Annotated in this window: 20 protein-coding genes; 12 read left to right on the forward strand and 8 right to left on the reverse strand. The window is 56.8% G+C overall.

The genetic code is table 11. The features are described from left to right. Positions 1 to 56: 56 nt before the first annotated feature. Positions 57 to 1,223, forward strand: coding sequence for a nucleotide sugar dehydrogenase (locus ACK4FF_RS03045; protein ID WP_409704460.1), 1,167 nt, complete (start codon positions 57 to 59; stop codon positions 1,221 to 1,223). On the opposite strand, the gene rfbC is transcribed toward ACK4FF_RS03045, so the two are convergent. From rfbC to ACK4FF_RS03065, 4 genes are all read right to left on the reverse strand, one after another. Next, positions 1,206 to 1,751 carry a dTDP-4-dehydrorhamnose 3,5-epimerase gene (gene rfbC, locus ACK4FF_RS03050; RefSeq protein WP_409704462.1) on the reverse strand — a complete coding sequence of 182 codons (546 nt, stop codon included), beginning with the start codon at positions 1,749 to 1,751 and terminating at the stop codon, positions 1,206 to 1,208. The genes ACK4FF_RS03045 and rfbC overlap by 18 nt on opposite strands. Continuing rightward, positions 1,751 to 2,641, reverse strand: a complete 891-nt coding sequence (gene rfbA / locus ACK4FF_RS03055; RefSeq protein ID WP_409704464.1) for a glucose-1-phosphate thymidylyltransferase RfbA — start codon at positions 2,639 to 2,641, stop codon at positions 1,751 to 1,753. Before rfbA ends, rfbC begins: the two co-directional genes overlap by 1 nt. Positions 2,642 to 2,791: 150 nt before the next feature. After that, positions 2,792 to 3,595, reverse strand: coding sequence for a HipA N-terminal domain-containing protein (locus ACK4FF_RS03060; protein ID WP_409704466.1), 804 nt, complete (start codon positions 3,593 to 3,595; stop codon positions 2,792 to 2,794). Then, positions 3,592 to 3,891, reverse strand: a complete 300-nt coding sequence (locus tag ACK4FF_RS03065; RefSeq protein WP_409704468.1) for a helix-turn-helix transcriptional regulator — start codon at positions 3,889 to 3,891, stop codon at positions 3,592 to 3,594. Before ACK4FF_RS03065 ends, ACK4FF_RS03060 begins: the two co-directional genes overlap by 4 nt. A gap of 142 nt (positions 3,892 to 4,033) precedes the next feature. On the opposite strand from ACK4FF_RS03065, the gene gmd reads away from it, so the two are divergent. The 6 genes from gmd (at position 4,034) to ACK4FF_RS03095 (ending at position 9,269) form a co-directional block, all read left to right on the forward strand. Then, entirely contained in the window at positions 4,034 to 5,152 is a 1,119-nt protein-coding gene (gmd, locus tag ACK4FF_RS03070; protein ID WP_409704470.1) for a GDP-mannose 4,6-dehydratase, read from the forward strand. Positions 5,153 to 5,161: 9 nt separating this feature from the next. After that, positions 5,162 to 6,136, forward strand: a complete 975-nt coding sequence (locus ACK4FF_RS03075; protein WP_409704472.1) for a GDP-L-fucose synthase family protein — start codon at positions 5,162 to 5,164, stop codon at positions 6,134 to 6,136. Between the two features lie 197 nt (positions 6,137 to 6,333). Then, a complete protein-coding gene (locus ACK4FF_RS03080) occupies positions 6,334 to 6,993 on the forward strand; it encodes a sugar transferase (protein ID WP_409704474.1) in 660 nt (219 codons plus the stop codon). A 3-nt stretch (positions 6,994 to 6,996) separates the two neighbouring features. After that, on the forward strand, positions 6,997 to 7,605 hold the full coding sequence (locus ACK4FF_RS03085) for a hypothetical protein (RefSeq protein WP_409704476.1): 609 nt from the start codon (positions 6,997 to 6,999) through the stop codon (positions 7,603 to 7,605). Positions 7,606 to 8,043: 438 nt separating this feature from the next. Beyond that, on the forward strand, positions 8,044 to 8,937 hold the full coding sequence (locus ACK4FF_RS03090) for a hypothetical protein (protein ID WP_409704478.1): 894 nt from the start codon (positions 8,044 to 8,046) through the stop codon (positions 8,935 to 8,937). Continuing rightward, positions 8,934 to 9,269, forward strand: coding sequence for a hypothetical protein (locus ACK4FF_RS03095; protein WP_409704480.1), 336 nt, complete (start codon positions 8,934 to 8,936; stop codon positions 9,267 to 9,269). Before ACK4FF_RS03090 ends, ACK4FF_RS03095 begins: the two co-directional genes overlap by 4 nt. Positions 9,270 to 9,279: 10 nt before the next feature. Here ACK4FF_RS03095 and ACK4FF_RS03100 read toward each other — a convergent pair whose 3' ends face one another. Next, entirely contained in the window at positions 9,280 to 9,777 is a 498-nt protein-coding gene (locus ACK4FF_RS03100) for a hypothetical protein (RefSeq protein WP_409704482.1), read from the reverse strand. An 81-nt stretch (positions 9,778 to 9,858) separates the two neighbouring features. On the opposite strand from ACK4FF_RS03100, the gene rfbB reads away from it, so the two are divergent. Together rfbB and rfbD are read left to right on the forward strand one after the other, a co-directional pair. Continuing rightward, positions 9,859 to 10,890, forward strand: a complete 1,032-nt coding sequence (gene rfbB, locus ACK4FF_RS03105; protein ID WP_409704484.1) for a dTDP-glucose 4,6-dehydratase — start codon at positions 9,859 to 9,861, stop codon at positions 10,888 to 10,890. A 27-nt stretch (positions 10,891 to 10,917) separates the two neighbouring features. Next, on the forward strand, positions 10,918 to 11,883 hold the full coding sequence (gene rfbD, locus ACK4FF_RS03110; protein WP_409704486.1) for a dTDP-4-dehydrorhamnose reductase: 966 nt from the start codon (positions 10,918 to 10,920) through the stop codon (positions 11,881 to 11,883). Between the two features lie 39 nt (positions 11,884 to 11,922). On the opposite strand, the gene ACK4FF_RS03115 is transcribed toward rfbD, so the two are convergent. Genes ACK4FF_RS03115 through ftsY form a run of 3 tightly spaced genes read right to left on the reverse strand, consistent with a single transcriptional unit; the run spans position 11,923 to position 14,528 of the window. Beyond that, positions 11,923 to 12,831 carry a cell division protein FtsX gene (locus tag ACK4FF_RS03115; protein WP_409704488.1) on the reverse strand — a complete coding sequence of 303 codons (909 nt, stop codon included), beginning with the start codon at positions 12,829 to 12,831 and terminating at the stop codon, positions 11,923 to 11,925. Between the two features lie 24 nt (positions 12,832 to 12,855). Further along, positions 12,856 to 13,590, reverse strand: a complete 735-nt coding sequence (locus ACK4FF_RS03120; protein ID WP_409704490.1) for a cell division ATP-binding protein FtsE — start codon at positions 13,588 to 13,590, stop codon at positions 12,856 to 12,858. After that, on the reverse strand, positions 13,587 to 14,528 hold the full coding sequence (ftsY, locus tag ACK4FF_RS03125; RefSeq protein WP_409704492.1) for a signal recognition particle-docking protein FtsY: 942 nt from the start codon (positions 14,526 to 14,528) through the stop codon (positions 13,587 to 13,589). Before ftsY ends, ACK4FF_RS03120 begins: the two co-directional genes overlap by 4 nt. A gap of 169 nt (positions 14,529 to 14,697) precedes the next feature. Between ftsY and ACK4FF_RS03130 the strand changes: the two genes are divergently transcribed. Genes ACK4FF_RS03130 through rsmD form a run of 3 tightly spaced genes read left to right on the forward strand, consistent with a single transcriptional unit; the run spans position 14,698 to position 18,165 of the window. After that, a complete protein-coding gene (locus ACK4FF_RS03130; RefSeq protein ID WP_409704494.1) occupies positions 14,698 to 16,143 on the forward strand; it encodes a M16 family metallopeptidase in 1,446 nt (481 codons plus the stop codon). 19 nt (positions 16,144 to 16,162) lie between these two features. Then, positions 16,163 to 17,557, forward strand: coding sequence for a M16 family metallopeptidase (locus ACK4FF_RS03135; RefSeq protein WP_409704496.1), 1,395 nt, complete (start codon positions 16,163 to 16,165; stop codon positions 17,555 to 17,557). Beyond that, positions 17,554 to 18,165: a 16S rRNA (guanine(966)-N(2))-methyltransferase RsmD gene (gene rsmD / locus ACK4FF_RS03140; RefSeq protein WP_409704498.1), complete on the forward strand. Its 612-nt coding sequence runs from the start codon at positions 17,554 to 17,556 to the stop codon at positions 18,163 to 18,165. Before ACK4FF_RS03135 ends, rsmD begins: the two co-directional genes overlap by 4 nt. Positions 18,166 to 18,175: the final 10 nt, after the last annotated feature.

Here is an 18,175-nt window from a genome sequence, read left to right on the forward strand (position 1 = left end):
GGGTTGGCTCTGCATCTGTACTATTCAACATGTCTCGCGCATCTCGCGGAATCTAAATGAAAATCACAATTGTCGGTACTGGGTACGTAGGTTTGTCGTTGGCTGTCTTGCTGGCGCGTCATCATGAAGTGGTTGCGTTGGACGTTGTTCGCGACCGAATTGACATGATCAATAGTGGTCGTTCCCCTATTAAAGACACTGAATTAAGTGCGGAACTGGCTAGCGGTTCGCTTAACTTGCGCGCATCGCTAGATTCGGCCGAGGCATACAACGGCTCAACTTACGCAGTGATCGCCACACCCACCAACTATGACCCTCTAACCAATCGGTTTGATACTACCAGTGTCGAGGCCGTCGCGCGGCAGGCTTTGTCGGTAAATCCCAATATCAGCATTGTAATCAAGTCCACTATCCCGGTGGGTTTTACTCGAGGGTTAGCGGCGGATCTTGGTTCCGAGCGTGTATTTTTTTCCCCTGAGTTTCTTAGGGAGGGCCGGGCGCTACATGACAATTTTTATCCAAGTCGGATTGTTATAGGCAGCCACTCCCCTGAGGCAGCTCAATTCGCTGAGCTTTTGCGGAGTGCCTCAAAGAGGCCGGACGTCTCTGTTCTTTTCACTGGTGCCGATGAAGCAGAGGCGATCAAACTGTTCTCGAACACCTATCTGGCGATGCGTGTGGCCTTTTTTAATGAATTGGATACTTACGCTTTAAGCCACAACCTTGATACCCGGCAAATCATTGATGGGGTGTGTCTCGACCCCCGAGTTGGGAATGGATACAACAACCCTAGTTTTGGGTACGGTGGTTATTGTTTACCCAAGGACACCAAGCAGTTGTTGGCCAACTATTCTGACGTTCCTCAAAACTTGATTCGCGCAATTGTGGAATCGAACATTACGCGAAAGGACTACATCGCCGAAGATGTGCTCTCAAAGGGGCCGCGTACAGTTGGTATATACAAGCTCACGATGAAACACGGTAGTGACAACTTTCGAGCTTCTGCTGTTCAAGGCGTGATGAAGCGGATCAAGGCAAAAGGGGTTGAAGTGATTGTCTACGAGCCTGCGCTGAATGACCGTGAGTTCTTCAGGAGTCAAGTGTTTACTGATTTGAATCTGTTCAAAGAGCGTTCAGACGTAATTCTCTGTAACAGGGCGAGCGATGATTTGGCCGATGTTATGCACAAGGTTTACACAAGGGACTTATTCGGCACCGATTGAGTTAAAGCTGAAACCTGACAGATCTTTGGCACTCACTGTAGGCCTACCTTCAATTGGCCATGTGATTTGTAGGCCGGTGTCATTCCAAGCCAAACAGCGCTCATGCTCTTTGCTCCAGTACTCGGTCACCTTGTACTGCATGCGGGTGTTGTCCTCCAGCGCCAAAAAGCCATGCGCAAAGCCAGGCGGAATCCACAGTTGGCGGTGGTTCTCCGCACTCAGGTTGAACCCCTCCCATTTTCCGAATGTGGTCGAATCAGGGCGAATGTCCACCACCACATCAAAAATGCTGCCCTGGGTCACCCGCACCAATTTACCTTGTGCTTTTGGTGCAACTTGATAGTGCATGCCCCGCAGTACCCCTTTGTGCGAAAGGCTTTCATTGTCTTGCACGAAGCAGCCGGTATAACCGGTAAGCTCGCTGAATCGCTGGGCGTTGAAACTTTCGAAAAAATAGCCCCGCTCATCGGTGAAAATGGTGGGCTCCAGCAACACGATGCCGCTCAGCATGGTGGGAATGGCCTTCATCAAAAAACCTTATGCTCAAGTAAACTATTCATGTATTTTCCGTAACCGCTTTTGGCCAGAGGCGCTGCCAGTGCGGCCAATTGCTCATCATTAATCCAGCCATTGCGCCACGCAATCTCCTCGGGGCAAGCCACCTTTAGGCCTTGTCGTTTTTCCAGGGTTTGAATGAATTGCGATGCTTCAATCAGGCTGTCGTGTGTGCCGGTGTCCAACCACGCATGCCCTCTGCCCATCAGTTGCACGTCCAATTGCCCTTGCTCAAGGTACTGTCTGTTCACGTCGGTAATTTCCAGTTCACCACGGGGGCTGGGGCGAATTGTTTTGGCTATGTCCACCACCTGTTGATCGTAGAAGTAAAGCCCGGTGACTGCGTAGCGGCTGCGGGGGTTTGCCGGTTTCTCTTCGATAGACAGCACATGGCCTTGGGTATCGAACTCGACGACACCATACCGTTCAGGGTCTTGAACCGGGTAAGCGAACACAGTCGCCCCGTGGGTGCGGTCGCTGGCGGTTCGCAGGTTGCGGGCAAAGTCGTGCCCATAGAACAGGTTGTCGCCCAAAATCAAGGCGCTCGGGCTCTCGTCCAAAAAGTCTTCACCGATCAAAAACGCTTGGGCCAGGCCTTCGGGTTTGGCTTGAATTGCATACTGAATGGTGAGGCCCCAGGCTTCGCCAGTTCCCAACAATTGTTCAAAGCGCGGAGTGTCCTGTGGGGTTGAAATCAACAGAATGTCGCGAATGCCAGCCAGCATCAGTGTGGCTAGGGGGTAGTACACCATGGGCTTGTCATACACAGGCATCAGTTGTTTGCTCACTGCCAATGTGGCAGGGTAAAGGCGTGTGCCGCTGCCACCGGCAAGAATGATGCCTTTCCTTGTTGGTGTACTCACGCCCCAGCCTCTCGTTACGTCGTTAACCTGAACGTTATAGTACCCCGAACCATGTCAGTACTGCGGGCGTGGGCTGTGTGCGTATTGTGCCAGTGCGTGGCAAAGAGGATTGAAATGCCGTCGAATACTGGGGTAGTCGGCCTGTTTATCTCAGCCCAAACGTAAGTGCTGCAGCTCTGCATTCACCCAGCGCCAGCGTCTCTCATCGCGTTTCAGTCGATCGAAATCCGCTCGACTAAGTCCGAGTCGGCTATGGGTGCTTTCCCATGATGTTCGCAAGCCGTCGATATTTAGATCGGTGCGTTGTGCCCAGCAAATTCGTTGTCCGTGTCGAATTGTGTTGTGTTGCAACGGCAGCTCGTTTAGCCATTGTCTCGTCTCGTGTTCGGTACTGCGCCAAGCCACTGCACTGGGCAAACTGATCGATCGGTCTGCGTAAATCAATGCAGCACATTCGCCGTTGCCATTCAAAGTACGCAGCAGTGGAGCCGCTGCATTACCCAGTTGGTGCAGATCTCTTTGAGTTAATTCGCCATCGCTGATCCAGCTCCGTGGTCGAACGTAGGGTGCGTCAGGATTGGCAAAAGAGAGGGGCCCCAAGGTGTCTGCGCCTATTAGACTCAATAGCTCCAAGGGGCCTAATGTCGAGTTTGGGTAGAGGGTCTGCAGAAAGTCGCAGCCGGCTGTGCAAGGCAGGTGCTGTTCAAACACCGGGAAAAGGCTGTGCCATCGGTACATTGTCCTGTTTGCGGGCATTAGAGCGCATATCGGGTATTGGCTGATGTTGCCACTGGCGTAGTGAAACCAGTAGCCCATGTCGCCTGGGGCTTCTTCCCGCCCTAACCAGCCACAGGCTTGTCCTCTGTTGAAGACTTGCAGAACTTTCACCGTCCCGTTGATACGAGGTAATTGCTGAAGTAGGTTGGACGCCTGCACATTGTTGTTCAGACTCATGTTGTAAGCCCTGATGTTTTGAAATACTCAGCTGCCGTGTATAGGTCTGGCGCTTGCGGCCTAGTGGCATGTAGAACTAAGTCAAATACGCGAAGTACTCGCATGGCTGTAGAAAAAGACACGTCCTCACCTCGTTCAATGCGAAAAACAGTATCGCGGCTGACCCCGGCAAGTTTGGCCAAGGTGTCGGCCGTCATCTTTCCGCCTGTGGGGTTGCCATCTTTGGGAGCCGCTTTCAAACGGTGAGATTTGACCAAGTGGGCTAAGTCCAGAGGGTTTTTGAGGTTTCCTTGCATGATGGAGTCGAATCGTCAGTCATAAATAAGAATAATCAGATAATACGGAATATCTCAGACTATTTTTTGCGATAAGGCTCTGTTCAAACCCATCAGGCTTGCCCTAAGCTTCACCGTGTTAACCACCTCTCAAAGTTTTGCCATGGCCAAAATCGCATTGATCACCGGAATCACTGGACAGGACGGCTCCTACCTTGCTGAGTTTTTGCTATCTAAGGGCTACGAAGTGCATGGCATTAAGCGACGCGCTTCCCTGTTCAACACGCAACGGGTCGACCATATATACGAGGATCCACATGTTGAGAATGCTCGTTTCAAATTGCACTACGGTGATCTGACAGACAGCTCTAACCTGACCCGCATTTTGAAAGAAGTACAGCCCGACGAGGTCTACAACCTCGGTGCCCAAAGCCATGTGGCTGTGAGTTTTGAAAGCCCTGAGTACACCGCAGATGTAGACGCCATGGGTACCCTGCGTTTGCTTGAAGCGATTCGTTTTTTGGGTCTAGAGAAAAAGACCCGGTTCTATCAAGCCTCTACGTCCGAGCTGTATGGCTTGGTGCAGGAAATTCCACAAAAGGAAACAACCCCCTTTTACCCCCGAAGCCCGTACGCCGTCGCCAAGATGTATGCCTATTGGATTACGGTGAATTACCGCGAAAGCTACGGCATGTATGCCTGCAATGGCATTTTGTTTAATCACGAAAGCCCTCGTCGCGGGGAAACATTTGTAACGCGTAAAGTGACTCGTGGCTTGTCCAATATTGCTGTGGGGCTTGAGCCCTGTTTGTACATGGGTAATATGGATGCGCTACGTGATTGGGGGCACGCCAAGGATTATGTTGAAATGCAGTGGTTGATGCTGCAGCAGGATGAGCCAGATGATTTTGTGATTGCCACCGGAGTGCAGTACAGCGTTCGACAGTTCATTGAGATGAGCGCGAAGGAGCTGGGGGTGAGCTTGCGTTGGCAAAACACTGGGGTCGATGAAGTGGGGGTCGTGTCGAAAGTCGAGGGCAACAATGCGCCAGCCCTGAAAGAGGGCGATGTGATCGTCAGAATTGACCCCCGCTATTTTCGCCCAGCTGAAGTGGAGACATTGCTGGGAGACCCAACAAAGGCCAAAGAAAAATTGGGTTGGGTGCCGAAGATCACCCTTCAAGAAATGGTCGCTGAAATGGTGGCCACCGACCTTGAAACTGCAAAGCGCCATGCCCTGCTGAAACAGCACGGATACAGTGTCGCCGTGAGCCGAGAGTAAGGGGCTTGTATGTTGAACCGCAATTCGAAAATTTATGTCGCTGGCCACAGAGGAATGGTGGGTGGTGCGATTGTTCGCCGTCTCCATGCGCTGGGTTACACCAACTTGGTGACGCGCGCCCATAGCGAGCTTGACTTGTGTAATCAGGCGGCAGTGGAGGCATTTTTTGATTCAGAAAAACCCGAGGCAGTGGTATTGGCCGCGGCAAAGGTGGGCGGTATTCACGCCAACAACACCTACCCGGCGGACTTCATCATGGATAACTTGCTGATGGAGTGCAATGTGATCCGGGGGGCGCATCACTTCGGTTGCCAGCGCTTGCTGTTTTTGGGGTCTAGTTGTATTTACCCAAAACTGGCGCAGCAACCTATGCGCGAAGACGCCTTGCTTACTGGTAATCTTGAATCAACTAACGAGCCTTACGCAGTCGCAAAAATTGCGGGAATCAAGCTGTGCGAAAGCTACAACCGACAATACGGTCGTGACTACCGAAGTGTGATGCCTACCAACTTGTATGGCGAGAACGACAACTTTCACCCGGAAAACAGCCACGTCATTCCAGCAATGATGCGCCGTTTCCACGAAGCGAAACTGCGGGGTGATGAGGAGGTTGTAGTGTGGGGAACAGGCACCCCCATGCGTGAGTTTTTGCATGTGGATGACATGGCAGCTGCGAGTGTGCATGTGTTGTTGCTGGACAAAGCGACTTATGACGTCAACACTCAGCCCATGCTGAGTCATATTAACGTGGGCACAGGCGTGGATTGCACGATTGCAGAGCTCGCCAGCACAATGGCCCGCGTCATTGGTTACCAAGGGCGTGTGGTGTTTGATACAACTAAACCAGACGGTACTCCTCGAAAGCTCATGGATGTGGAGCGACTTGCTGCTTTGGGCTGGCGTTACAGCATCCCTCTTGAGGTGGGGTTGGCTCGCACCTACGCTTGGTACGTTAATCACTATGGGGAGGTTCGCCAGATCTAGGGTTCAGTTTTGGTACTCAAGGGTTACCCCGAGGGTTGCCCAGAACGAACCCTCCATTTCTCCCTCCCGCTCATATCCCGTTAAAAAGCACGGAAAGATATGAGCGCACTATGATGCCGCTCGCCCCAGCAGGGACGGAGTAGACAAAACCGCCACGCAGCACAGCGTGTTTTGTGTACTTGTTTCTGGTGAGCGCCATGAATCTGAATGAAGTTGATTTCCAGCCCGCATCGGCCGTTCAAGTCGTGCCGTACTTGCGGTCTTCCGTTAAACGTGCGTTCGACATCACTTTCGCAATCACAGTTTTGCTGATAACCGCGCCATTGTGGGCCTTATTGGTGTGTTTGGTAGCGGCCGACGGCGGCCCTGTGTTTTATGCGCAACGCAGAGTAGGGCAGGATGGTCGAATTTTCCGCTGCTGGAAGTTTCGAACCATGGAGGTGAATGCGGAGCAACGCCTTCATGAATTGATGCTGAGTGACCATCGCATTGCCAAAGAATGGCAAGAGTCCCAGAAGCTTCATGATGATCCTCGTGTAACCAAAATAGGTCGTTGGCTAAGGCGCACCAGTGTCGACGAGCTGCCTCAGTTCATCAATGTATTGAATGGCACCATGAGTGTTGTTGGTCCTCGTCCGTTTGCCCAGGACCAGATCGCTCTCTATGGGCGTAGCACATTGGCCAAGTACTTGGCTGCTAAGCCTGGTCTGACCGGGGTTTGGCAGGTGGTTGCGCGTCATGACACCACATTTGAGTGCCGTGCCCGTCACGATGAGTACTATTTCCAGCGAGCGAGCCTATGGGTTGACCTTTCGCTGGTTTTGAAGACTCCTGTTGCCATGCTTAAAGGGCGCTAACAAGTGCGCGGCGATCCTGGGGGATACATCGCCTATGCCGGCCGAAGTGATCAGGATGCCACTTCGCCACTACGCCCCCCAGTCGACCTCTCCACCGAAGCGTTGGCGTTACGCCGGCAGGTTCGTCATTTGCGCGCGGAGGTGCAGCGGGGGCAATGGAGCGACAAAGTGGCCTGGATGCTGGCTGAAGCCCACCGAAGGCTAAGGCAGCCCAGGCGCTGCTTGAACATGCTGGACCGGTGTGGTGTGCGTGCCCAAGCCAGCGCACCTGTGATGCAAACCCGTGCGCTGGCTTTGCAGGCGTTGGGCCAGCACGATGATTGCATCCGGCTTTTGTTGGCGCCGGGGCAGGCCCACTTGATTGAGAACGCCACCGTGCTGCATGCTGTGGGGGTGAGCTTTCAGGCCCTCGGCGATTGGCCTTCCGCCGAGCTGTTCTACCGCCGTGCATGGCTTTACGACCCATTGCACTGGCCAGCCGCCACGGCATTGATGGATGTGTTGCTGGTCCAGGGCCGCCGAAGCGAGTTTCAGCGCGTGTTCAGTGCCTTTGTGCTTCAGTTTCCCGGAAAACACCGTTTGATTCAGGCCTGGGGTCGTTGGGCCAGTTGATGGTACCTGGCAGGTCTGTGCTGCCGCAGTGTGGGCAGGTCAGTACCCAGGCCCGGATGGGCAAGCGGCAATCTGGGCATTTTACGGTGACGGCATTCAGGGCTGGCCTTGGGTCTCCCTCGGCGATGGAGCGCCTGGGCGACAGCAGTGGCCGCCGTAACACTAAAAGCAGCATGATCGCCACCACAGGCGTAACAACAGCGCTTCCCAAGGCCCACAAATAAGGGTTGCGGCCCCGGGCGTGGGCCAACCATGCCACGCCGATGAAGCCAAAAAACGCTGCCAATGCGAGGGTGAGGGTATTCATGCCGTCAGTGTAGGGGGGCGGTTCACCCACGCCTCCCCCTTGAATGGGTTAAGCCCCGTGTCCCAAGCCTGTGCTTTTCACCTCGGTGGTTTTCTGGCTACTGTGCGTGATCATCACCCTTGCGCCAATTCATGTCTCATTTCATTCTGCCGCGACCCTCTTTGTTCGGCGTACTTGCGCTGTGCATGGCTTTGCAGGCCTGTTCCAGCCTGACTGCCCGAAAAACAGCGGACTGGGCCGAACAAGGGCAGCAGTATGTCTTGGTGATGCGCGAGGTGAACAGCTTGGCGCAAGACGAATCCTTGAATTTCACCGCCGACGTGTTACCGAATTTGCCCCGCACATTGGACACCCTGAAAACCCAAACCGATGAAATGCGCAAGCGCATTCGTTTGGCGCAGGCCATGGACGAGTGTCACGCCCAGTTGGGCCTTTACTTCAAGTCACTGGCCCAGTTGGCCCAAGGCCAGCAGGTGGCGCAGGCTGAGCGCACTGCCCGAGAGCTGGCGGCCTCGTTGAAGGGCATGCCCACGGAACTCAAAGCCCAGTTGGCTGTGCCTGAGGTCAATGCCGGGTTTGCTGGCAAGCTGGCTGAGGCTGTGGCCAAAGGCCAGCGAAACGCCACCCTGGACCGCCTGTTGACCGAGCATGCGGCCACAATCGGCGAGGTGCTGGCCCTGAATGAACAGGTGCTGGTTGAACAAAGCCGATGGATTACGCTTCGCGCCCGACTGGCGCGGGAAGTGACGTACCGGGATCAAGTGGAGAAGCCATTTCTGGCGGACAAGCCCTTGGGCGAGGCCTGGAAGAAAGCGTGGATCCGCGAGTTGAAGGCACCTTCGACCATCGCGCTGCTCGACGACGCCCGACAGGCCAGCGTGGCGATGCAGGACACCTGGGTTCAGGTGGTTTCCGGGGTGCAGCAACCTTCGACGCTGACTGCCTTGAACGAGCGTTTAAGAACCCGCGTTCAGGAGTTCAAAACCCGAATTGGAACGGCTGACAGGGAGGCTGCCCGCCCATGAGCGACTTCACTCAATTGCAGTTTCTCACGTTCAGGAATCAGGTCGAAACTGCGTTTCGAGAGGCCTATATCTTGGACACCACCACGCTGAGCGTGGAGGAGCATCAGGCGCACAAACGGGTCTTGCAGGCCACCCAACTGGCCCAAGTCAGGCTGGAAAATGCGGTGTTTGAGCAATTGACCGAGCAGGTCAGAAATCAGCTTGCGCAGTTGCGCACTTCGGTGGCCGAGCTTGATTCAGCGTTGGCCAGCGCGCGCTCCTCAGCCCAGAAAGTGGCGCGCTTGACCAGCGCCTTGGACACCTTGGGCAAAGTGGCGGCAGCGCTGGTCTAGGCCCGAAGGCTTACTTGGGGCGGTTCCAGTCGTTCACACAGCTTAAACCCACACGCATGGCCATGGCGGGTGCATTCAGGGTCAGAGTGCGGCTTTCACCGGGGCGGATGTACACCTCATTCACACGCTGGCCAATCTGTACCTTGCAGCGCTTGGGGTGTTCCTTGTGCTCGTTGGCAATAAACACTTCGGTGGAATCGCAGGTCTGAGTGACCTTGGCTTTGGTGGTGCCGTTGGACAACTCCTGCACATCGGGTGTTTCAATATTGCACAAGGTGACCGGTTGGGGTTCAACTGGTGGAATGGTGCCCGTGCTGTCAGTCTCATTGCGGCCCAGGTCGGCGGGAATGGGGGCGACGGCCACGCAGGCTGTCAGAAGCAGGCCTGAAAGGGCGGCCACCCAGGGCAACACGCCTTGGAAAACGTTTTTCATCTCTGTCCTTTTGACCAAAAACCGGTCAGTTGTCGGCTCGGTGCGCACACCATGGCCGATTTTAGGAAATTTCATTCGGAATGGCCGGGCGGCGGGCAGTACAATGCCACCAAGGCTTTACCTCATTCTAGTTCAATTCCTTAAGAAATTGCCAAGATGACCATATTAGTAACCGGCTCCGCCGGTTTCATCGGTTCCTGTTTCGTGCGCCAGCACCTTCGGTGCAGCGACGAACCCGTGGTCTCGTTGGATGCACTCACATACGCGGGGCATTTGAGCACCTTGAGTGAGGTGATGGACACGCCGGCGCACACCTTTGTGCACGCGTCCATTGGCGATGTGAATGCCGTCACCGCGATTTTCCGGGAGCACGCCCCCCGCGCCGTGGTCAATTTCGCAGCCGAAAGCCATGTGGACCGTTCCATTCTTGGCCCCGAGGCGTTCATTCAAACCAATGTGGTGGGTACTTACCGTTTGCTGGAATGCGCGCGCCAATACTGGTCAGCCTTGCCCGCAGAGCAGGCAGCCAAGTTCCGTTTTTTGCATGTGAGCACCGACGAGGTGTATGGCACCCTGGGGCCTGGCGATGCACCCTTTGCTGAAACCCACCGTTACGAGCCCAACAGCCCTTATTCAGCCAGCAAGGCCGCCAGTGACCATTTGGTGCGTGCGTGGCACCACACCTATGGCCTGCCGGTGTTGACCACCAATTGCAGCAACAATTACGGCCCGTATCACTTTCCCGAAAAGCTGATTCCCTTGTGCATCATGAATGCACTGGCTGGCAAAGCCTTGCCGGTGTACGGCGATGGGCAACAGATTCGGGATTGGTTGTTTGTCGAAGACCACACACGCGCCATTGCACGAGTGCTGGATGCAGGGCAGGTCGGCGAGACATACAACATCGGCGGTTGGAATGAAAAAGCCAATCTGGAGGTGGTGCAAACCTTGTGTGCGCTGCTTGACGAGCTACGCCCCAAGGCAGGCGGCGGCAGTTATGCGGACCAAATCCAGTTTGTGACTGACCGCCCGGGCCATGACCGCCGCTACGCCATTGATGCCCGCAAGATAGAGCGTGAGCTTGGCTGGCGCCCGAATGAAACATTTGAAACCGGCTTGAGAAAAACTGTGCAGTGGTACCTGGATCACCAGGACTGGGTTCGCACGGTCACCAGCCGAACACCTTGACGATCAACCATCGGAGCATTTTCTACTGTGGGTATTCGCATTCTGGTTCTGGGGGCTAACGGCCAGCTCGGACACACCTTGGGACAACACGCCAAGCCAGCGTTGCTGGACACACTGGATGGTTACATCGGCTATGACATCGACAAGCTGGACATGACCAACCCCGACCAGTTGGTCAATGCCATGAAGGACATTCGCCCTGATGTGGTGATCAATGCCGCCGCTTACACGGCTGTGGACAGGGCCGAAGACGAGGAGGTGGCTGCCCGGGCCATCAATGCGCAGGCGGTGGGTGTGTTGGCTGAACAGGCGAAAAAGCAGGGGTGTGTGTTGGTGCATTACAGCACCGATTATGTGTTTGATGGCCAGAAAAGCGGGCCTTACGTGGAAACTGACCCTGTGAACCCGATCAATGCCTATGGGCGCACCAAGGCTGAGGGTGAGCGCTTTTTGAAAGAAGTGGGCGGCGACTGGGTGTGTTTTCGCACCAGTTGGGTGTTTGCCCAGCGCGGTGGCAATTTCTGCAAAACCATGATTAAGGCAGCCAACGAGCGGGACACATTGCGCGTGGTGGATGACCAGCGTGGCGCGCCAACGCCAGCCAACTTTTTGGCGGAATTGGGGCTGCAGGTGGCGGGCGTTGTGGCCATGAGCCGCTACAAGGCCTTGGGCAAACTCACTCCATCGTTTTTGCCCGATTTCCCGGGGCAGGTGCCTTCAGGCGAGCTGTTCCACGCCAGCGGTGCCGGTGAAACCACGTGGTTTGATTACGCCACTTTCGCGCTGGATGCAGCCCTTCAACAAGGCCTGGTCAAGCGCATGCCCGTGATTGAGCGGGCGCAGTCGGAACAGATGAATTTCAAAGCCGCGCGACCTGCCAATTCACTGTTGGACAACAGCAAGCTGGTCGACACATTCCGCGTGAAGCAGCCCGACTGGAAACGTGCTGTACGCCATTTGATTGCAAACCTGGCGCCTGACCAAGCCGCTTGACCCACAGGCCTGAGTGTCTCAGGCCTGTGTTCATTGGCGTCAGTGGATACGCCAAACGGTGGCGCGTACGGAGGCCCAGGCCCCCATCATCACCAACACCACCCACACCAGCACCATGCCGATCACGGTGAGGCCGCTGGGTGCCTGGAAGCGGAAGTCGCTGTCGAACTGACGTATCCACTGGCCCACGGCGTCGTCGGCCATCAGCATGGCCCCTGTGACCACACCAAAGGCCAAACCAAAGGCCACCAAGGCCAGGCTGACAGACCACCACAGGGTGGGGCGACCCACCTCGGCGTCTGTTGCCCCCAAGGCTTTCAGCACGTGCACTTCAGCCTGGTTGCGAATCAACTGAAGCCGCACGGTGTTGAACGTCACCACCAGCACCAAACCAGCAATCAGCACAGCCAGCGCGGCGGCAATCTGCTGGGCGCTGTTCAGCAGGGTTTGCAGCTTGCGCACCCATTGAGCGTCGTATTGCACATGCTCTACCCCGGGGGTGTTCTTCCACTGGGCAATTTTTTCATCAATGAGGCGTGTGTCCGTTTGGGCATCCACATTCAAAGTGACCACCAAGGTAGTGGGCAGGGGGTTGCCCGGCAACGCGTCAATCAGGTCCGGGGTCTGGCTTTGTGCCTTCAGTGTTTTCAGGGCTTGTTCAGGGGTGATCAAGCGCACATCGCTGAGGTCGAAGTCGCGCTTGAGTTTGGCTTGCGCGGTTTGTATGGCCTCTGGTGTGGCGTCCATGCGGAAGTATAGGCTCACCTCAGGGTCGCCTACGGCCCGGTCCATAGAGGGCAGCAGCGCTGCGAGGCCTTGGGCCACAGCCCAGGGCATGGCCAGTGCAATGGCCAGTACAAGGGCGTTGAACAAGTGTCCGAGGGGTTCGTCCAGCCACAGCTTCAAGCCTGCTGACATGGAAAACCATTGAAGTCGCAACCAGCGCATGGGGTGTCCTGTGTGTAGTGGGGTTCAGGCGCCGTAGGCCTTGTTCAGGAAATCGCGGGAAAAACTTTGTGTGCCTGTCTCTTGGGTAGCCGGTTCAACGGGGGCTGACCCGGTGGGTAGCACCTGTCCGTCACCCAGCCGCAGGCGGTGGGTCACCCGGCTGAAGCGATGTGCCTCGTGGGTGGCCACAATCACGGTGACGCCTGCGCGGTTGAATTCTTCCAGCAGGTTCACCACTCGGCTTGCGGAGTCGTCATCAAGCTGCGCGGTGGGCTCGTCAGCCAGCACGAGGGCAGGGCGGTTCACCACGGCGCGCGCAATTTGAAGGCGCAATTGTTGACCACCGGACAGTTCGCTGGGCAGCATGCGGTCCATGTGGGCCAAGCCCACGCGGGACAAGGCCGCCGACACCCGGCTTTGTACATCCGCCTCAGGCAGGCCAACCACCCGAAGCGGCAGGGCCACATTGTCAAAACAACTGCGGTTGGGCAGTAGTTGTACATCCTGACCGGTGTAGCCCACGGAACGGCGGTAATGGGCCCGTTCGCGGCGGCTGAGCCGGGCTATGGAACTGTTGCCCACCAATATGTCGCCACTGCTGGGGGTTTCGAAGGTGGCCAGCAGGCGAAGAATCGAGCTTTTGCCTGCCCCGGAGTGGCCTTCCAGCAAAGTCAGCGACCCTTTGGGCAATTGAAACACCACGTTTTTCAGTGCGGCGTGTTCGCCATACACCAGGGAGACGTTGCGGAATTGAATCATGCGAGGGCGTGTCCTTCTGCGTCGATACCCACCAAGGCGTTGGCAAATTCACGCGGGCTGAATGGCCGGAGGTCTCCCAGTTTTTCGCCCACACCGATGAAGGCCACGGGAACCCGTGTGCTCATGCTCATGGCGGCCAGAATGCCACCCTTGGCGGTGCCATCCAGTTTGGTCACCACCAGTGCGGTCAGGCCGAGCGCATCGTTGAATGCCTTGATTTGTTGAAGGGCATTCTGGCCGTTGGTGGCATCCACCACCAGCACAATTTCGTGTGGTGCATCGGTTTTGGCTTTGCCCACCACCTTTTTGATCTTCTTGAGCTCTTCCATCAGGTGCAGTTGCGTGGGCAGGCGCCCGGCCGTGTCGCAAATCACGATGTGGCTGTTGCGTGCAATGCCGGACTGCACGGAATCAAACGCCACGGCACCCGGGTCGCTGCCCTCGGCAGAAATCACGTCCACATTGCTGCGCTGGGCCCACACATCGAGTTGCTCGCGAGCGGCCGCCCGAAAGGTGTCCCCCGCGGCCAGCAGTACGTTGTACCCAATTTCCGCATAGTGGTTGGCCAGCTTGCCGATGCTGGTGGTTTTGCCAGCGCCGTTGACGCCCACCACCATCATCACCAGCGGGCGAGCCCGGTCCACACCCATGCTGGTTTCCAGCGGGCGAAGCAGGTCGAACACGGCATCGCGCAGCACCAGGCGCACGCCTTCCGGGCTGGTAATGCCCTTTTGGTACACCTCATCGCGCACTTTCTGCATCAGCAGTTCGGTGGCCGGCAGGCCGCAATCGGCCAGCAGCAGGCGCTCTTCAAGGTCCTCGAAAAAGGCGTCATCCACCTTCTCGCCGGTGAACATGGACGACAGGTTGGAGCGGGTTTTGGACAACCCGGACTTGAGGCGACCAAGCCAGTCTTGACGCTGACCGGGGATTTGCATGAGGACACTCCAGGAAACGCATGCCCCGGTTGGGGCAAAATGGCCTGTGAACAAAACGTCAGAAATGCGGTCACAGGCAGGTACGGTGATGACTTTATTCTACCATTGCGTCCACCAGCCTGATTTTGCAGGCCACACAATGCACACACGCAGTCCGAGAGGTGCTTCTATGTTCCTGATCAGTTTCGCCAAGCAATTCACCCAGCGCAGCCCCATACAATGGCCTTGGGTTCGCATGTTCACCCTCTTGGTGTTTGGCAGCGCTTTGGCCTTCATGGTGGAGCCTGCAGGCCTTGCGCGCGCGGCAGATGGCGATGTGTCGCAATATGTGCTGCCCAATGGCTTGCGCCTCGTGGTGAAGGAAGACCACCGCAGCCCGACCGTGGCGCACATGGTGTGGTACAAAGCCGGTTCCATCGACGAGGTGAACGGCAAAACAGGCGTGGCCCACGTACTGGAGCACATGATGTTCAAGGGCACCCGCACCCTCAAGCCGGGCGAGTTTTCCAAGCGGGTGGCCGCCTTGGGCGGGCGCGACAATGCGTTCACCAGCCGAGACTACACAGCTTATTTCCAGCAGTTGCAGGCCAAAGACCTGAAAGCCGTGATGGCGCTGGAAGCCGACCGCATGAACAACCTCACCCTGAGTGAGGCAGAGTTCAAGAAAGAGATTCAGGTGGTGATGGAAGAGCGCCGCTGGCGCACCGACGACCAAGCACAGGGCAAACTGTACGAAGCCTTCATGGCCACTGCTTACCAGGCCAACCCAACCCGCACCCCGGTCATTGGCTGGATGAACGACCTTGAGGCCATGACCTACAAGGACGCACAGGCTTGGTACCACACTTGGTACACCCCCAAGAACGCTGTGGTTGTGGTGGTGGGTGATGTGAAGCCGGTTCAAGTGAAGGAATGGGCGCTACAAACCTACGGTCGCATCAACAACCCCCGCGCCTTGCCCGAACGCAAGCCTCAACTGGAACCCGTGCAGGAGGGCGTACGCCGGGTCGAGGTGAAAGCCCCCGCCGAAAATCCGTACGTGATGATTGGCTTCAAAGTGCCCAAGCTGGTAAATCCGAAAACTGACCGTGACCCTTATGCGCTCACGGTGCTGTCTGCGGTGCTGGATGGTTACTCTGGGGCGCGCATGAACCGAGAATTGGTCCAGGACAGCAAAGTGGCCATTTCCGCTGGCGCTGGGTATGACATGACAGGCCGGGGACCCTCCATGTTCTTTCTGGATGGCACACCTGCGGACGGAAAAACCGTGGCAGACCTTGAACCGTTGCTGATTGGGCAAGTGCGCAAAGTGGCCGAGAGCGGCGTGTCCGAACAGGAATTGGCAAGGGTGAAGGCCCAGTTGATTGCCGGGCAGGTGTACAAGAAGGATTCCGTGTTTGGTCAGGCCATGGAGATTGGCCAGAACCTGATGATCGATTTCGAGGTGGCGGACATTGACCGCATGATTGAACAGATCAAATCGGTGACCCCCGCCGAAGTGCAAGCTGTTGCGCAACGCTATTTCCAGCCTGAGCAAATGACCGTGGGCACCCTGTACCCCCTGCCGCTGGACCCGAACAAAAAACACGACCGCCCTAAGGGCTTGACCCATTGATCCGTGGGAGCAGCACACCATGAGAACCATGAATGAATTGAAGTCGTTCAATGCCCAAGGCATGCGCGCTTTGAAGCGCACCTTTGGTGCCGCACTGACCACCGTGGCCTTCGCAACCCAGGCCTACGCTGGTTTGCCCATTGAAACTTGGACTGCACCCAGCGGTGCCAAGGTGGTGTTCATGCGGGCTGAGGCTTTGCCGATGGTTGATGTGCGGGTGGATTTCCCTGCTGGCCAGCGCAATGACCCAAAGAACAAGGCTGGTTTGGCCTCCACGGTGGCGGACCTGCTGGGGCGTGGTGCCCAGGGCCTGGACGAGAACCAGATAGCGGACGGTTTTGCAGACACCGGCGCGAAGTTCAGTGCCTCCGCGGCGGACGACTTTGGCGGGGTGCAATTGCGCACGCTGACCACAGAGCCCGAATTTTCCAGGTCGGTCAGCCTGATGCGCCAAGTGCTGCAAAAGCCGGTGTTCAGTGAGGCTGTTTTTCTGCGGGAAAGGGCCCGAACCTTGTCGGCCTTGCGGGAGTCGCTGACCAAGCCAGACACCTTGGCTGAGCGGGCATTTTCGAGCGCCTTGTACCCGATGCACCCCTACGGAGTCCAGGTCACGGAAAGCAGCCTGAATGCGATTACGCTCAGCGACATTCAGGCGTTTTACAAGAGCCGTTACTTGGGCAACAAGGCGGTGGTCAGTGTGGTGGGTAACCTGACCCGTGCGCAGGCTGAACAATTGGTCAACGACCTGACCGCAGGCCTGCCCAAAGGCGAACTGAACGATGCGCCCTTGGGCCAAGGCAGCCCCAAGGCTTTGCAGGCGCAGATGAAAGGGCAGTTCATCAACATTGAACACCCGGCCGCCCAAAGCCATGTGATGGTGGGCCTGCCCTCCATTCAACGCGGCCAGCTTGATTACTTTGACCTGCTGGTGGCCAACCATGTGTTGGGCGGCGGTGGTTTTGTGTCACGCCTGATGAATGAGATTCGTGAGAAGCGAGGCCTGGCCTACAGCGCCTATTCCTACTTCGTGCCCTACGGCGATGCGGGCCCATGGCAGGCGGGTGTGCAAACCAAGAAGGAGCAAACCGCCCAGGCCTTGCAAGTGATGCGCAAAACCATTGAGGAGTTCATTGCCAAAGGGCCGACCGAGTCGGAACTGACGGCGGCCAAGCAGAACCTGATGGGCGGTTTTCCCCTGCGCATCGACAGCAACAGCAAGTTGATCGCCAACCTGTCCATGATGGCTTGGTACGGCCTGCCGCTGGATTATCTGGACCAATGGACTGCCCAGGTGGACAAAGTCACCGTGCAGAGTGCCCGCCAAGCCTTTGCCCGCGCAGTGGACCCTGCCAAACTGGTCACCGTGGTGGTGGGGGCCAAAGTAGAGCAACCGCAGCCTGCCACAACACCATGAGCGGGCATGTCCGCATCATCGGCGGGGCGTGGCGGCGATTGCAACTGCCTGTTGCGCCGGTGGAAGGCCTGCGGCCCACACCCGACCGTGTACGTGAAACGGTGTTCAACTGGCTGGGGCAGGACTGCACAGGCTGGCAAGTGCTGGACCTGTTTTCGGGCACCGGCGGTTTAGGGTTCGAAGCGGCTTCACGCGGGGCCACTCGGGTTCAATTCGTAGAACAACACCGCACCGTGGCCAAACAACTGCAGGACAATGCGCGTTATTTGCTGGACCGCTGGCCAGCGCAGGCAGGCACAGCCCCACAGATCAAGGTGCATCAGGCTGATGTGTTGGCCAGCTTGCCGCTGTTGGCCCAGCAAGCCCCTGCGGGTATGGACCTGATCTGCCTGGACCCTCCTTTTCGCAGCCCCTTGCTGCACCAAGCCCTGCCTTTGCTCAAAACCCTGCTCAAACCCGACGGGCTGCTGTATGTGGAATGGCATGCGCCTTTGTTCGACGATGCGCCCGCTTTGGCTGTCGCCCTGGGCGTGCCCGCAATTGAGCCGCTGCGGCATTTAAAAGCCGGGCAAGTGCATGCCCATTTGTTTGCGCCTGCGTCGGTGTGATACAAAGCGG

It is taken from the genome of Limnobacter sp., assembly GCF_046297615.1.
Classification (GTDB): domain Bacteria; phylum Pseudomonadota; class Gammaproteobacteria; order Burkholderiales; family Burkholderiaceae_B; genus Limnobacter.